The sequence below is a fragment of the Lentzea guizhouensis genome (assembly GCF_001701025.1).
GTDB classification, from domain to species: domain Bacteria; phylum Actinomycetota; class Actinomycetes; order Mycobacteriales; family Pseudonocardiaceae; genus Lentzea; species Lentzea guizhouensis.
The window spans coordinates 1454428-1468713 of record NZ_CP016793.1; the positions used below are offsets into that span (position 1 = coordinate 1454428).

General features: G+C 67.2%; 14 protein-coding genes and 1 pseudogene. 9 read left to right on the forward strand and 6 right to left on the reverse strand.

Going from position 1 to position 14286, the window contains the following annotated elements; genetic code table 11:
* Window positions 1-24 precede the first annotated feature (24 nt).
* A complete protein-coding gene (locus tag BBK82_RS07425) occupies window positions 25-1695 on the forward strand; it encodes a hypothetical protein (protein WP_154697142.1) in 1671 nt (556 codons plus the stop codon).
* Here the strand turns inward: BBK82_RS07425 and BBK82_RS07430 are convergent.
* Together BBK82_RS07430 and BBK82_RS07435 are read right to left on the reverse strand one after the other, a co-directional pair.
* A complete protein-coding gene (locus BBK82_RS07430; protein ID WP_154697143.1) occupies window positions 1628-3574 on the reverse strand; it encodes a hypothetical protein in 1947 nt (648 codons plus the stop codon). The two genes, BBK82_RS07425 and BBK82_RS07430, sit on opposite strands and share 68 nt — an antisense overlap.
* A 170-nt stretch (window positions 3575-3744) precedes the next feature.
* Entirely contained in the window at window positions 3745-4638 is an 894-nt protein-coding gene (locus BBK82_RS07435; protein ID WP_237048067.1) for a hypothetical protein, read from the reverse strand.
* Window positions 4639-4655: 17 nt separating this feature from the next.
* Between BBK82_RS07435 and BBK82_RS07440 the strand changes: the two genes are divergently transcribed.
* From BBK82_RS07440 to BBK82_RS49895, 3 genes are all read left to right on the forward strand, one after another.
* Window positions 4656-5954, forward strand: a complete 1299-nt coding sequence (locus BBK82_RS07440) for a caspase family protein (protein WP_154697144.1) — start codon at window positions 4656-4658, stop codon at window positions 5952-5954.
* On the forward strand, window positions 5951-6238 hold the full coding sequence (locus BBK82_RS07445) for a hypothetical protein (protein ID WP_065914346.1): 288 nt from the start codon (window positions 5951-5953) through the stop codon (window positions 6236-6238). The genes BBK82_RS07440 and BBK82_RS07445 overlap by 4 nt, the downstream gene beginning before the upstream one ends.
* A 101-nt stretch (window positions 6239-6339) precedes the next feature.
* Window positions 6340-6492 carry a hypothetical protein gene (locus tag BBK82_RS49895; RefSeq protein WP_154697145.1) on the forward strand — a complete coding sequence of 51 codons (153 nt, stop codon included), beginning with the start codon at window positions 6340-6342 and terminating at the stop codon, window positions 6490-6492.
* 48 nt (window positions 6493-6540) lie between these two features.
* On the opposite strand, the gene BBK82_RS49900 is transcribed toward BBK82_RS49895, so the two are convergent.
* Window positions 6541-6873 (reverse strand): hypothetical protein, encoded by a 333-nt coding sequence (locus tag BBK82_RS49900; RefSeq protein WP_154697146.1) that lies wholly within the window; start codon window positions 6871-6873, stop codon window positions 6541-6543.
* Between the two features lie 663 nt (window positions 6874-7536).
* Between BBK82_RS49900 and BBK82_RS07450 the strand changes: the two genes are divergently transcribed.
* The 3 genes and pseudogenes from BBK82_RS07450 to BBK82_RS07460 form a co-directional block, all read left to right on the forward strand.
* Entirely contained in the window at window positions 7537-8421 is an 885-nt protein-coding gene (locus BBK82_RS07450; protein ID WP_083268738.1) for a DUF6192 family protein, read from the forward strand.
* Window positions 8418-8894 carry a hypothetical protein gene (locus BBK82_RS07455; protein WP_065914347.1) on the forward strand — a complete coding sequence of 159 codons (477 nt, stop codon included), beginning with the start codon at window positions 8418-8420 and terminating at the stop codon, window positions 8892-8894. The genes BBK82_RS07450 and BBK82_RS07455 overlap by 4 nt, the downstream gene beginning before the upstream one ends.
* A 118-nt stretch (window positions 8895-9012) precedes the next feature.
* Window positions 9013-9834 (forward strand): annotated as a pseudogene (locus BBK82_RS07460) (IS5 family transposase); the annotation flags it as partial.
* A 215-nt stretch (window positions 9835-10049) separates the two neighbouring features.
* Here the strand turns inward: BBK82_RS07460 and BBK82_RS49905 are convergent.
* Window positions 10050-10205 carry a hypothetical protein gene (locus BBK82_RS49905; protein WP_154697147.1) on the reverse strand — a complete coding sequence of 52 codons (156 nt, stop codon included), beginning with the start codon at window positions 10203-10205 and terminating at the stop codon, window positions 10050-10052.
* Between the two features lie 42 nt (window positions 10206-10247).
* Here BBK82_RS49905 and BBK82_RS07465 point away from each other — a divergent pair, with 42 nt between their 5' ends.
* Window positions 10248-11303 (forward strand): hypothetical protein, encoded by a 1056-nt coding sequence (locus tag BBK82_RS07465; RefSeq protein ID WP_065914349.1) that lies wholly within the window; start codon window positions 10248-10250, stop codon window positions 11301-11303.
* Window positions 11304-11330: 27 nt separating this feature from the next.
* Here BBK82_RS07465 and BBK82_RS49910 read toward each other — a convergent pair whose 3' ends face one another.
* A complete protein-coding gene (locus BBK82_RS49910; protein ID WP_154697148.1) occupies window positions 11331-11663 on the reverse strand; it encodes a hypothetical protein in 333 nt (110 codons plus the stop codon).
* Window positions 11664-11669: 6 nt separating this feature from the next.
* Window positions 11670-12239 carry a hypothetical protein gene (locus tag BBK82_RS07470; RefSeq protein ID WP_154697149.1) on the reverse strand — a complete coding sequence of 190 codons (570 nt, stop codon included), beginning with the start codon at window positions 12237-12239 and terminating at the stop codon, window positions 11670-11672.
* A gap of 928 nt (window positions 12240-13167) precedes the next feature.
* Here BBK82_RS07470 and BBK82_RS57195 point away from each other — a divergent pair.
* Window positions 13168-13803 carry a hypothetical protein gene (locus tag BBK82_RS57195; protein ID WP_065914351.1) on the forward strand — a complete coding sequence of 212 codons (636 nt, stop codon included), beginning with the start codon at window positions 13168-13170 and terminating at the stop codon, window positions 13801-13803.
* Window positions 13804-14286 lie beyond the last annotated feature (483 nt).

The window sequence follows — 14286 nt, forward strand, 5'->3', positions numbered from 1 at the left end:
ACGGTGCTGGTGGTGGTTCACACCGTGACCGCCGTCAACCGGTTCGCCGACATCCTTCCCGTGTTCGACAGCGACCAGCGTGTGCAGATCGTCTACACCTGTCCCCAGGCGTCTGCGGTTGACAACGGGGTCGAGGAGCACCTGTGCGCGATGGGCACGCTGCTCATACCGTGGGAGCAGGCGGTTCTCACCGAGTTCGATCTCGCGCTGTCCGTACATAATAGTGGGAATCTGCATGACATCCACGCCCCACTGGCGATCCTATCGCACGGAATCGGATATACTAAGAAAATAAACCGGAAACCGGAAACCGGAAACCGGAAACCGGAAACCGGAAACCGGAAACCGGAAACCGGAAACCGGAAACCGGAAACCGGAAACCGCTCCGTCTACGGCCTGTCGCGTGAGTGGCTGGTGCGCGATGGGTCTGTAGTCCCCCGTGCGGTCGTGTTGTCACACGACGAGCAGTACGCCCGGCTGGCCGGAGCAGTCCCTGAAGCGCTCGACGCCGCCGTGGTCGCAGGGGATCCCTGCTTCGACAGGATGGCCGTCAGCGAGCCGCGTCGCCGTGACTACCGGCGCGCCCTGGGCGCGGACGACGACACCTGGGTCGTGGTCGTCACGTCGACCTGGGGACCGGATTCGCTGCTGGGGCGCAACCCGAGCCTCATCGCGCAGCTGCTCGCGGAACTACCAGGCGACCAGCATGTCGTCGCCGCGGTCCTGCACCCCAACACCTGGTACGCCCACGGGCCCGCGCAGATCAGGCTCTGGCTGGGCGACAGTCTGCGCGCGGGCCTGCGGCTGATCCCACCTGCCCACGGCTGGCAGCAGGCCGTGCTGGCGGCCGACGTGGTGATCGGTGATTTCGGCGCGGTGACGGGGTATGCGGCGTGCGCGGGGCGGGCGACGTTGCTGGCGTCGTTCCCCGAGCACCAGATCGCCGAAGGCTCCGCAATGGACGAACTGGGACGCACCGCAGCCAGGCTCGACCCGGCGGCGGCGTTCCTCCCCCAGTTCGGCACCGCGCTGGCGCAGGCGGCGGAAGGCGGACTCGCGAAGGTGCGGGAGCTTGCGACGTCTCTGCCTGGTTCGTCGGCCGCCGCGTTGAGAAAGTCCTTCTACGACCTCATGGCGCTGCCCGAGCCGGAACGGCCGGCATTGGTTCCGCCGTACTCGGCGAGCACCTTGCTCCCCGAACAGCTTCCGGTTACGTCCTGGTGGGTGGCGGCGGAGTGGCACGACGACGACGCGGTGGAGTTGACGAGGTGGCCCGCCGACGTCGATCCGCGCGATGACCAGCCACCGAACACTGTTGACCGGCATCTGGTGGTGCAGCAGGCACATCCTCGCCGCGATCTGCACGGCAACGCCGCCATCGTGCTGCTCGATCATCTGCACGAGGCCGAGCAGGTGTTCGCCGGTCGGCCGTCCTGCGGTTTCACCGTCACCTCCGCCGAGGTCGTGCATCGCGATCGCGGCGTTGTCCTGAGGGATCTGTCCGATGTAGACGAGGCTGTCGCCTGCGCGTCCGCGATCTACCGGTGGATTTCCTGCGGCAGAGGGTGGGACGAGCTACCTGACACCGCGACGCTGCGGCTCGGGAACCGGCAACTGACTGTCTCGCTCAGCGGTCGTTCACTTGCCCACGCAGAAGCCCGTCCACCACATCGGCACGACGGTCCCCCAGCCTGACGAAGAGCTCCTTGGCCAATCGGAACGCCTCAGAGGCTCCACCGGAGTCTCCTGCGGCGCGCTGGGCCAGACCGGACTTGTGCAGCGCGTCGGCCTGCGCGCGAGGAGCCTGGTCGCGGGCGAACAGCGCGGCTGCCTGTCCGTAGTAGCCCGCGGCTTTTGCCGGGTCATCGGAACCCAGCGCGCCATCTCCGAGTACGAGCAGACACTTGGCGTGGTTGTCAGTCTCGCCGCTCGCGGCGAAATACTCCATGATCGACGACACCGCGTTCACCGCGCGGTTCCAGTCCTTCAGCTTCACCCACGCCCTGGCGCGATGCAGTATCAGCAAGGCGCGCATCCTGGTCCGCTGCTTCGGCGGGATCTCCTGCTCGGACCGTTCGATCACAGCGTCGGACTCATCGAAGCAGTGGAAGGCGTAGTCCAGGTCGCCCTCCGCGGCCGCGGTCTTGCCACGCCACTCCCACGCGCTCTGCAGGCCGAGCCGATGATCGATCTCGGTGGCGGCCTGCCAGGACGCCTCGAAGTCCTGCTTGGCGACCTTCGTGTTTCCGAGGGCGAGGTGAGCGGCGCCGCGCTGCGAGGTCAGCTGCATCCGGCCCGCCATGTCACCGGAGATCTCGGTGGAGCGGACTCCCAGGTTGTGGCAGTCGATCCAGTCGTCGAAGTGTCCGTGCAAGTGCAGATACTTGAACGCCGCGACGCACAGCTGGGAAGCGATGTCATGAAGGCCTTGCTCGTGCGCGGCCTGCACGCAGGCGACGAGTGATTTCCACTCGACGTCGAACCAGGCCGTGGCCGCGGCACGCGGTACAGGCCGCAGGTTCGCGGCGGCGAACAACTCGAACTCCCGGCCGACCCGCCACCGGTCGGCCAGCCCCACGTCACGGGGAATCGCCTCGCGGAGTGTCCAGGCGGTGATCTTCCCGACGATCTCTTTGATCATCTCCGGGCCGTCGTCCTTGTCCGCCATGCGGCGAGCGTGCGTGCGCACCATCCGATACAGCGAGTACCTGTCCCGGCTGTTGTCCCAGATCACCAGGTGCTTGTCGGCGAGGGCTTCGAGCATCTGTTCGGCGTCGTCGGCGCTCAGGTCCAACGCCACCGCGGCGGCGTTCACCTCGAAGTCAGGTCCTGGGATCAGGGCCAACCGCCGCAGGGCCGTTTGCTGCTCACGCACGAGGCTCTCGGTCACCTCAAGGAACTTGCCTACGCGTTGCGCGTGCTCCAGCTCGAGCAGCGCCGCGTCTGAGGCACGCAACTGACGCAGGTGCCGTTCGATCGCGCTGGGCGCGCGATGGCGCAGCTGGGCGCCGAGAATCCGGATCAGCAGCGGAACGTCGTCACAGATCGCGGCCAGCTCGTCCACGACCGGTGTCGGCACGTCGTCCGCCCCGATCGACGCGGTGAGCAGTGTTTTCGCGTCCTCGCGCGGCAGCCTGCCCAGCGGAACGTCCACGAAGTCGTGCATCAGCAACCCACGAAGCATCGCCCGGCCAGTCACCGCCACGACGGCGCCAGGCGCGGAGTGCGGAACGAGCAGCGTGACCTGCTCGACGTCCGCCACGTCCCTGACGACCATCATGAACCGGCGACCAGCCGACCTCGCCTGAAACGCGAAGGCCCGGTCGTCCAGTCCCACCGGTAGCTCGGTGTCCGGCACCCCGAGCCCGCGCAACGCCTGGCCGAGCATCTCGCCGGCCGGCGTCAGCCTCCCGTTCGGTTGACGCGCGGCCACCTCGACGTAGGCGTCGAAATCGGAATGGTGCTGGTGGAAGAACTCGCCGGCCAGACTCATCCGGCCCATGCCGTCCAAACCGTGTACGTAGAACAGGCAAGACCGCCCCTGGTCCACGCACTCGCCGTACACCCTGTTCATGTCCGCCCGGATACCGATCCGGTTCAGGAACGGATTGGCACGACGCGGCCCTGCGACGACGCTTCCCACTTGCCCTCCCCCGAGCACATGATCAGAACAGCCACAGTAGCGGTGCCGTCTCGCTCACGCCGACAACGCTGCGGCGACGGGACGGCCGATGACGGCTTTGGTCAGGTAATGGGTGGCCTCGTGTGGTTTGCCGCCGTTGTCGACGGTCCAGTGGCTTTCCAGCACACCGTCGGCGCCGGGGAAACCGCGGGTGAGATCAAGGTCGGCGGCGACGAGGTTGTCACGGTCGGCGGCGTTGATCCAGCTCTGCACGACCGCGGGCACGGACGCCGGTTGCGGACGAAGGCGTTCGTAGATGACGGTGCGCATGCCCAGCGGCGAGCCGAGGTGATGAACAGCGGGAGCGGCCGGTCGAGGCGGTGCAGGGTTTCGTAGGCGACGACGGTGCCCAGCGAGTGGGCGATGACGACGCGGGTCACGGGGCCGATGAGGTCGAGGACGCGTTGCTGGGCGGTGGCGCGGAGTTCGTCGTCGGTCAGGTAGAGCGAGACCTGCTTGAGTGCGCCGAGCAGGCGTTCGGCGGCGGAGATGCCGAGGCGGGCGAAGGGGCCGATGCGGAGCAGGGCGTTGAGCAGCGGGCGGGCCATGGCCGGGACGCCCTGTTTACCGGGCAGGTTGGTCGCGAGCACCTGCTCGGCCTCGCGGCGATCGCGGTCGTCGGTGCTGCGCGCGGCGGCGTTGGCGAGCACCGCGGCGAGCACCGCGTCGTAGAGGGCCTGCTGTTCGGCGCTCTGCAGGTTCGCGGCGCCTCCTTGCTGGTCAGCGCGGCGGAAGAGGTCGCCGTAAAACGCCATGCGAGCGTTGCCCGGCCGGGAGTCTCGCCAGATCTGATCAGCGCGTTCCGGATTGCCCGCGGTACGGACACCTCCCGCGAGAGCGGGGAGCCAGGTGCTCTCCAGGACGTCCGCGGAGCGCTGCTCCTGTGCAATGCCGTGCACCAGAACGATCTCAGCCACGCTCCGTAGTATGTCGAAATTGCCCGTCACCGTGCGCATACCGCAATCTTGATCGCGTGAGTGGGCGTCTGGTGCTGGTCGTGGGGTCGCAGTGCGAGCCGATGGGCCTGGAATTGTCGATGTTGCCGGGAGCGGCGCACGACCTCGGAGCGGTGCTGACCTCCGAGCTCGGTCGGTGCTCGCCGGCACTGCCAGCGGGACCGGTGCTCGTTGATCCGAGCGCTCGTCAGCTCGACGACGCGCTGGTCGAGGCGATGAGGGCGGCGCATGACCAGCGCGCCACCCTGGTACTGGCGTTCATCGGCCACGGCGGGTTCGAGGACGCCGACTTCTACCTGATGGCCAAGGACAGCACGGTCCCCGATTCCCGGGAAGCGGTGCTGGTCGGGCAGCGGATCAAGGAACTGCTCCGCCGGTACTCGGCGCTCGACGGCCTGGTTCTGCTGATCGACGCATGCCACCCCGGGCTCGCGGTCGAGTCTGCCGGGCGGGAGTGGTTGCAGACGATGCGGCGCGGCAGGCGCCGGCTGGAGCTGCCCACCGCGACGGACGAAGGGCCCGCCTACGGGGCGTGTGCGACCAGGACGCTGACCAGGCTCATCCTCACCGGGTCGCCGCAGCTGGGCGAGCGCCTGCATTTCACCGAGGTCAAAGGCTACCTCGACCAGCACTGCGGCTCGCAGGTCGCGATCCACATGGCCTACGACGGCAGCCGCGAGGTGCTGATCAGCGCCCAGCCGCCTGGATCGCCTTCAACCCGGCCTGGAGTGCGACGCCGTTGGCCGGCACCGCCCAGCAGGCCACGATCGAGCAGCTCACCACCTTCTACGCGCCAACGGAGGCGTTCACCGCACTGCGGCACCTCGTCGCTGCGGACGCGGAATGCGTGGTGCTGGAGGGACCCGCCCGGCTCCGGCAAGTCCGCGGCAGTGGCCGGGCTGGCGCACCCGCACAACGCGGCGACGGTGCACGCGGTCCTGTTCACGTCCGGCACCGAGACCGTCGAGCAGCTGGCGTTGGAGCTGGCCAGGCAGCTGCGTGGCCAGAGTCCCTCGCACGCTTTTGCAGGCGAATTTCCGGCGCAGGACACTAGCCACGCGGACGGAATGTCACTTCCTGCAATTTGCTCGCGGCTCGTGGCCTGCTGGTCAAGACTGTCGATGCACCTTCTTCATCGAGGCCCGTGGAGAGCACCATGCACACCCTTCTACGTCGCGCGGCGGCAACCGCCGCTGTCACAGCCGGTATCGCTGCCGGCGGAGCCGTCGTTCCTGCGGCAGCAACCGTGCAATACGCGGTGGACAGCTTCCGCACCTGCATGGATTGGGACACTGCGGCTACGGGCGGCTGCGTGATCAGGGTCGAAGGCACCGTCACGTGGCACAACCGGACAGCAACTCTCACGGGCAACGTGATCAATGGACACGGCCAGTCCGCGACGGCCTTCTTCAGGGCTTACGCCGGATCGACCAAGATCGACCAGACCACTCGCACCGCTAGCGGCGTGTCGACGACGCCCTTCAGTTTCGTCATCGGCGACCCCAACCTCGTAGGTGGCGTCAACAAGATCACGATCTCCATCCAGCACTACGCCGACCTGCTCGTCCCCGGAGAAACGGAGACCGAGCTCCGAGACTGAGCGATCAGGATCGGTGGGCGGCTGCTGCTCTGCGCTCGCTGGCAGCAGCCGCTTGTGCGGCGCCGCGCGGCCGAGGCCGCGCAGTTGCCCGACGACGGTGGATGGTGGACCAGGACGAGACGGGCGGCCTGGTCGTGAGAAGCGTATTCACGCCGCAGGCGCTGGGGGCGGCGTCCCACATCGTCGCACTGGACCCGCAGGCCGCGGTGGCGCTCGCCGCCTGGCTGGAGACGACGGCGTCGGGCGGATCCTGATGGATCCCAGGACGTTCTCCAGGTCGAGCAGCAGCATTCGGTTGATCGTCATGGGTTGGCCTCCATCTGCGCGTCGGTGCATGCGGTGAGGAACTCGTTCCAGTCACGCCGGATGTAGCTGCTCCAGCGGACCGCCATGCTGACATGCAGGCCGAGCACATCGGCGAGCACGGCTGGCGGCAGGTCTGCAGCGAGGGCAACCAGGCCGGTGTTGCGGCCGGCGCGTGGGGCGATCCCGTGTTCGCGCAGCTTGCGGGTGAGGCTTCCGGGTAACAGTGGTCGGCCTGGGTCGTCGCCGGGAAACAACCAGGGGGAGGCCTCAACGAAGTTGGACCGGCCGCGGTCTTGAGTGGCTGTTTTGATACTCGAGGCCTGTTGCACGCCAACGGTTCTGGTGGAAACACGCAGTTCAAGACCGGTAGATCGGGCGGATGACGAACCGGATCGCGACGGCGGGTGTCGGTGAAGGTCGTCCTGCTGGTGGTCACGGAGCTGGTGGGTGCGCTTCTAGCGTGGTGACGTGCCTGGTGAGCGGCGTGGTGGGACGGGTCGGGGACGGCGGTCGACCTCGACCGGGCAGACGTTGCGTGTGGCGGGCCCGTCTGCCGTTGAGCTGCGGTTTTGTGCGACGTGCGGGCAGCGGCTGGCGCCAGCGAGGCGATCACACGCGGTGTACTGCTCGGCGGCGTGCCGGTCTCGGCATTGGCGGTGGCAGCGGGGTTTGGCGGTGCGGGTGGCCGCCGTACGAGAAGTGGTTCCTCACGGCCGGCGGGTGTGTCCGCAGTGCGGTGAGTCGTGGTCGCCGGGGGTGGAACGTCGTGCCGACGCCAAATTTTGTTCGTCGCGGTGCCGGACGCGTGCGTGGCGGGCGCGGAAAGCGTTCGTGAAGCCGTCACTGTGACGGGTGGCCGAACGCTTCACTTTGACTCCGCATGGCTGCTGTGAGCTGGGGAAACATTGTGCACTGGCCGCCGCGTCACGGATCGAACGTTTCCCAGGGAGTGCACAGCGGTGTTGTGAACGGAGGTGGGCGTGGTGGCTCGCATGGTTGGACAGGTCAATGCGCAGCGGTATGCCGAGTTGGTCGCGGAAGCCCGGAACCTGGTCGGGGTGGTCAGCCGGGCACAGTTCCGGATCGGCGAGTGCGCGCTGGAGATCGAACCGCTGCGGCCCACCGGCGGCGCCCATCCCGGCCCCGGCGAGCAGTTGTTCAGCGTCGCGGAGTCGCTGGCGCAGTTCGCCGACGACATCGGCCTGTCGGTGCGGACGGTCGAGAAGCATCGCACGGTCGCGGCCCGCTGGCCCGAGGAACATCGGCGTGAGGGTGTGTCCTATGAGGTGCACCGGGTCCTGTCGGCGATCGAGGTCGACAAGGACCGGTGGGCGATGATCAAACGGCCGCCGCTGGATGAGCGGACCGGCACGCGCCGGTGGACCGCGGACGCCGCGAAGCGCCTGGTGGGCTGGCAGGTCGGCCGGCCGAAGACGGTGCAGGAGAAGGTGGAGGCGATTCACGACCTCGCCAGCTCCGACGAGGTGGCCGCGGTGGTGACGACGGACTTCCTACGGCGGCCGGAGGTGGCGTCGCGGACAATGGCTGACACGACCGCCCGGCACGCGGTCAACCGTGCCCAGGTCGACCACTCTCGCCAGGCCGCGCACGTCGTGCGGCAGCGCACGCCGGAGCTGCGTCGCCTCGAGCACACCGCAGGGTTCATGGAGCTCGTCGGCGCGTGCACGGCGTTCGTCGCCACGATCGGGCGAGCGGTGCCCGCCTCGCGCGGGCAGCGATTCACCGAGGACGAGGCGGCGACAGTGCACAAGGGCGCGGCGCGGGTGCGGGCGGCGGTGGACTGGCTGGAAAGCGCGGTCGACACCGGCAACACCAGCCTGGACCAGGGGCTCGCCAAGCTGTTACGCGGCGAGTGACGACGATGTCGCGCCGCGGGTTGCCCGCCCACGTCTGCGGAGAGCAGGTCCGGATGGCGCTGATGGAGGCCCGCCCGTCCGCGCTGACCCTCGCCCAGCTGGTCTCGGCCACGAAGATGTCGCTCTCGCAGGTCCGCCGCGGCCTGGTCTACCTGCGCGAGGTGCTGGCTTCCCAGCACGGCACCCCGCTGATCTGGACCCCAGGCGAGGGCTACCGGCTCAGCCCTGAACTCGACGACCTGATCGCTTACGCGCGGGCGCAGTTCCGCCGCAACCTCACCCAGATCAGCCGGTTGATCACCGCGACCATCGAGCCGCACTACAGCTGGATGCCCGACGACGACTGGATCCGCCTTGTCCGTGAACAGCTCGGTGGTGCGCGGGCCACGTTCGAGCTGCTCAAGAAACTCAACCTCGACGAACCCGTGACCCGGCTCCGTGGCCCCAAGACCGCGCGACGCACCCGCCGCTGACGCGCCCGACCCGTTGCACAACCAGACGCTTTCCCGCCTTACGACGCCCACGGTGGCGCGGCGGTGTTGGGGTCGCCAACACCGCCGGAAAACGCTGCCAGACAGGGAAAACAACACGATGGCGCGCAGGCCCGTGACGCGCCGCCGGCGCCGTTACCCCTCCGACACCACCGACGCCGAGTGGTCGCTGATCGAGCCGCTGCTGCCGGTCCCGGCCAGCCACACACCGCGCGGCGGACGCCCGGAGGCGCACGAGCGGCGGGCGATCGTGGACGCGATCCGCTACATCGTCGACAACGGCGCGAAGTGGAGGTCGCTGCCCGGCGACTTTCCGCCCTGGCAGACCGTGCACGGCTTCTACACCCGCTGGGCCGCTGCCGGCGTGCTCGCGCGCATCGCCGACGAACTGCGCGCCCGCATCCGCACCGCGCGCGGCTACGCGGCCCGCGCGGTCACCGTCGTGATCGACTCCCAGTCGGTGAAGGCCGCCGAGACCGTCGCGAAGACCAGCCGCGGCTACGACGCCGCCAAGAAAGTCAACGGACGCAAGCGGGCCGTCGTGGTCGACCTGGGCGGGCTCCCGCTGACGATGATGGTCGTCCCAGCCAACATGACCGACCGTGACATCGCTCGCGAACTGCTCTTCCGGCTCCGCCTGACCAGTCCGCACGTCGTGCAGGTCTACGCCGACTCCGCCTACAGCGGCGCACTCGTCGGCTGGGCACAGACGTTCCTCGGCATGAGGATCACCGTCGTGAACCGGCCCCCCGGCGCCACCGGATTCGTCCTGCTCCCACGCCGCTGGGTCGTCGAACGCACCCTGTCCTGGCTGCTGCGCGCCCGCCGCAACGTCCGCGACTACGAACGCCTGCCCCAGCACAGCGAAGCCGCCCTCACCTGGTCCGCGATCATCCTGATGGCCCGGAGGCTGACCCGCACCATTGCGCGCAGCCGCGCCACTTGAAACGACGCGGCCGGCGCCCGGTACATCGCGAAAACCCCTTATCCCGTGAGCGACATCCTGGGCGACTCATATGCAATGTCCGCGATTGTTGACATTCCTGGGCGACTAGCGTTTAGCCGCCAGCAGTTGTCTGCGATGGGCGGTCCTGGGGCGAACGTTCAACTTGGGGTTGAGAACTGGTGCCCGATCCTTCACCACACGTGGCCCAGCAAGCTGGTGACCGCGTCCGCGAACTCGACCAGGGCGAGGCCGCCCTGCAACAGAACGAGCCCGATCTGCAACACGAGAACGGAACGCGGCTGTCGACGTTGCGGCTGACGATGGGGCCTGCGCGAGTGCCTGCTCACTGTGGTCACCTCTCTGCGGGTTGGTGATCACAGGTAACCGGGATGCGGATCGACCTGGTAGGTCTTCGCTGGTCCTGCCAGTTGGAGGACTTTTCCTCCACGATGGAGCAGCGGCGCCGGCCGCAGGTTCGGAATACTCGCCCCATGTACAAAGGTCCACTCGATGACATCGCCACGAACGTGCGGAAACACAGCGGCAGGCTGTTCACCGGCCGGAAGCTGGCCAACAGCCCGGTGGTCCGGGCGTGTCTGGAAGCCGGCCGGCGATTAGCCGAGCTGGACGTGCTCGGCCAGGCCGACGAGCACGCCCCCCGCCCACTGGACACGTTGACGCAGAAGAACGTCATCGCCGAGGCGAACAAGATCTTTCAGAATGCGCGGGGTGACAAAGACATCGCCTGCGCCTTGTTCGGAACACCACCCGACTACAAGAAAGGCAAAACCAAGCCCTCGATCGGCACGATGAAGTACGCATGGCCGAACATGACTTTGTACCTAGGCGATCTGACCCGATATGTGCTGTTAGAGCGCTACTTGCTGACCGATGAGCTGATCGACAAAGCGACGCGTGCCGAACTGTGCGAAACGGCGAACTTCAGCGCCGCCGTTGACCGGATCGCCTATCTCGACATGAAAAAACTGCATACTGCCGAGACGTCGGCGCGGCTTCAGCACCTGGTAGCCGGCCTGGCCGACTTCCACGAGCAGGCCCGAGAGGCGCTCTCTGGCGTGTACAAGCACTCCTCTGAGCACTGGCGTGGAATATACGCAAACGTTCTGGCCGCGCGCGGCGTGTCGCTGCGCCCAGGAATTGACCTCGACGAGCTCACGCTCATGCTCACCGCGATGGCACAAGGGCTCAGCCTGCGCCACATCGTAGCCGAACCCGGCGAGGTTATGGATCACCCCAACCAGCGCTCCAAGCTAGGTAAGGCCTGCCAGATCCTCCTGGCCGGCGCCGTGGACCCAGGAGACGGCCGAGACGTCGCAGAGGTTGTTAACGAGCTCATGGCCGTGCGGATCCCATCCGAGCAGGACCGCAGAAAACCGAGTCGTTTTCGTTTGCGGATCAGACGGCTCAGGCGCAAGCGATCCTGACCGGGCAGATCCCGGCCAGAGTCAAAGCTAAGAATCATGACCATGCCCTTGCAGCCAACATGAACCCGAGCCACCGGCCTCAGCACCAGGTGACCCCGCCTGGTGCTGAACGTCCATTTCGGACCATGCTGACGAGGTATTGAACAGGCACTGAGCCTGCCGGAGCACGATGGTCGCCAGTGCGGGCGGCAGGAGCAGGTCGTGGCGTCCGAGTCGCAGGTGGACTTTGTTGTCGCGGGCGGTGATGTGGTCGTTGGTGAGCTTGACCAGGCGTATGGCCGGGGTGCCGAACAACAGCAACAGGCCGCCGCCGGCACGGACGTCGAGCGGTAGGTCTGCGTTGGTGAGGCAGTTGTGCAAGACGTCTCAGTGCTCGTCTTCGTCGAGCCAGATGGCCGGATCGCCACGTTGCATCAGGGGTACGTGGAGGTCGGCGGTCAGGCCGTGGCGGGCTGTCGTTCCCCCGATGGGCCAGGAATCGAGCCGATCCTGGGTCAGCTGGCCTAGGGACAACTCGTGGTCATCGAGCCAGAGCAGGAACTGCACAACGACGCTGATGTTGCTCCGCACGAACCCGGCGGTGTTGGGCGTGAGCCACTTCTCGGGTGGGCGATCACGGTAGGGGCGGAGCACTTCCCATTGGGCGTACGGCCGGATGATGCGCTGGAGGTGACCCGGTAGTTCGGCCAATGTCCGGCTCAGCCAGAGGTCGGTGCGGCTCAGATGTTCGTCGCGTGCCGGCAGCACACTCGCGTGCACGAGCAAGCTGCGCAGGCGGTGCACATTGGACCGGTCGCTGTTGAACCCGTCGAGCAGGGTGTGGCTGAGCGAGTCCACTTCGGCGATCTGCGCGAGTAAGGCGGCGGGTCGCACGGGCGTGGCGAGTACGACGGTCAGTGTCGTCCGTTGGCCAGCGTGCGCTGCTTCGACGGCCATTCGATAAAGTCGGCGACGCGCTCGTTGCGTGGGTCCCGCGGCGGAAGGGGTGTGGCGTGCCGGTGAAGCCGGCCAGAAGTCATCGGGCCGTGGTACGTCATCGGGTGAACTTCTGGGCGCCTACCTCGCCGGGAGAGGTCTCGTTCGAGTACCGGGGCGCCGTGCCGTGGGAGGTGCAGCGTCCAGCGAACGGAGAACCGGCCGAGCGGCACCAGGGTTCAGTGCGTCGTGTGCGCGCGTGAGTTGATGTTCACCGTGCACAGCGTGGCAGCAACGGAGCGCAGGCGCGTGTGGTGGGGCGTGTGGGCAGGCGGCGTACTCGTGGTGGTCGGGCTGGTGGGTCTGACTTCGGGGAGTCTCACCCTTGCGTTGGCAGGCGGCACGGCGGCGGTCGTCGGGGTGCTGGCCGGCGTGTTCGCATGGGCTGGTGGTCTCGGAGAGGCCGGGGTGACCGGTCATGGGAGCGGCCTGCCCGGCGTGCTGCCCAAGCACGCAGCGACACCCGCGACCACCGGCCACACCAGGGCGTCATGGGCTCCTAACGCCAGATGGACGACCGCGAGACCGAGAAACACCGAGGTCGGAGGTCGGTATCCGCAGCACGCCGCCTCCCGATACCGGTGTCACGAGTGTTCATGACTGCCCTATCGGCCTCAGCGGCGCGCCGTTAGCGTCGCCGCCAGAACAGCGACGACGGCGACGGCAGGAATGGTCGCGCGAATCAGGTTCACGTTCGTGCCCGACACCGATGACACCACCCGCGCCCACGATGCAGCCATCAACTGCGGCAGAGGTCCTGACCGGCGCAGCCGGCCTACTGCGGATGGACGACCCGAGATGCCGGATGCCGTGCCCGAACGCCACCTGACCGCAGACCTTGCAATGCACATCGAGCCCGTCGGGGTCCTCGAAGCGGTGCGGGACGCGGTTGGCGGCGAGCAGCGAGACGACGACGGTCGAGCCAGCACGGATCTTTCTCGCCGCCGAACTCGACGTCCTCGGTGGCGTAGCGGAAGAAGATGTCGGTCACCGACAGGTAGCGCATCAGCCCTTCCACCGTGTCGATCATCAACGACGGGTCGGAGCGAAGCTCGGCCTGCTTATCGGGATGCTCCAGCACCGCGAAGGTACCCAGGGCGAGCACGTTCGCGGTGGCCTGCCAGCAGAAGCCTCGGCGCGCTTGTTTGCGCAACAACTGGCCGAGGTGTGGCTCATCATCGCACCGAACGCGGCCATCTTGTCCTCAAGGTTCACGTCCCGTTCCATGAACTTCGAGGAGTTCGGCTGGAAGGTCTCGCGGTCGGCGTACGGAACGCCGAGCAGTACACAGATCACCCAGGGGCGGCACGGGAAGCGCGAACTCCTTCACCAGGTCCACCGGCGTGTTCAGCGTTGCCAGCGTGTGCAGCTGCTGCACGGTGATTGCGATGATGCCGTCTTCGAGCAGACCAGCCACCTGATCACCTTCCACTCCCAGGACGATACGAACCTGCGCCATCCCGAACTAAAGACACCCGCGCGGTATTGCAAGTTCGCCGATCCGTGCGACTGGAGGTGGTCATGAGGAGCTGGTCACGGCCGCGGCGACGGCGTTGGCATGCCCTGGCAAAGCGACGTGTACAGCGCGAACACTGCTTACCTTGAGACGCTCATTGATCTAGCCGTAGTTCAGCCGCCAGCATTGGCCGCACCGGTTCTCCCGTCATGGTCCGCGTACCGCACACGTCGGGTTCCGCCCATGAGCGGCCGGTCTGGACCGGTCGGTCATCGCCCCCGGCAGCGGCTGAAAGCGGCTGCTTGAGTGGCGTGAGGCCCGCTCAGACGCACGGCGCAGCACATTGGTGTTGACCATTGCTGGACAGGATCTGCTCCACCACTGATATCAGTGGCAGCGGACACAGTACGTCGAAATTATTGCCAATTGACGCTCCTCCGGCCAAATTGAACTCGCGCGATATCTCAAGGGTCTTGCACGTGATGTCAGAGCTTGCCCGCTTGCGGGCTTGGCTTGACGCTCGATCGGGCGATGGCGCCATCTGTGGTTGGG

What these genes read in the sequence shown, in the direction of transcription:
- BBK82_RS49895 (WP_154697145.1), top strand. Translation starts at nt 6,340, where the DNA reads ATGGTGGACCAGGACGAGACGGGCGGCCTGGTCGTGAGAAGCGTATTC.
- BBK82_RS07465 (WP_065914349.1), top strand. Translation starts at nt 10,248, where the DNA reads ATGCGGATCGACCTGGTAGGTCTTCGCTGGTCCTGCCAGTTGGAGGAC.
- BBK82_RS07450 (WP_083268738.1), top strand. Translation starts at nt 7,537, where the DNA reads ATGGTTGGACAGGTCAATGCGCAGCGGTATGCCGAGTTGGTCGCGGAA.
- BBK82_RS07470 (WP_154697149.1), bottom strand. Translation starts at nt 12,239, where the DNA reads ATGGCCGTCGAAGCAGCGCACGCTGGCCAACGGACGACACTGACCGTC.
- BBK82_RS07430 (WP_154697143.1), bottom strand. Translation starts at nt 3,574, where the DNA reads ATGAACAGGGTGTACGGCGAGTGCGTGGACCAGGGGCGGTCTTGCCTG.
- BBK82_RS07435 (WP_237048067.1), bottom strand. Translation starts at nt 4,638, where the DNA reads ATGCGCACGGTGACGGGCAATTTCGACATACTACGGAGCGTGGCTGAG.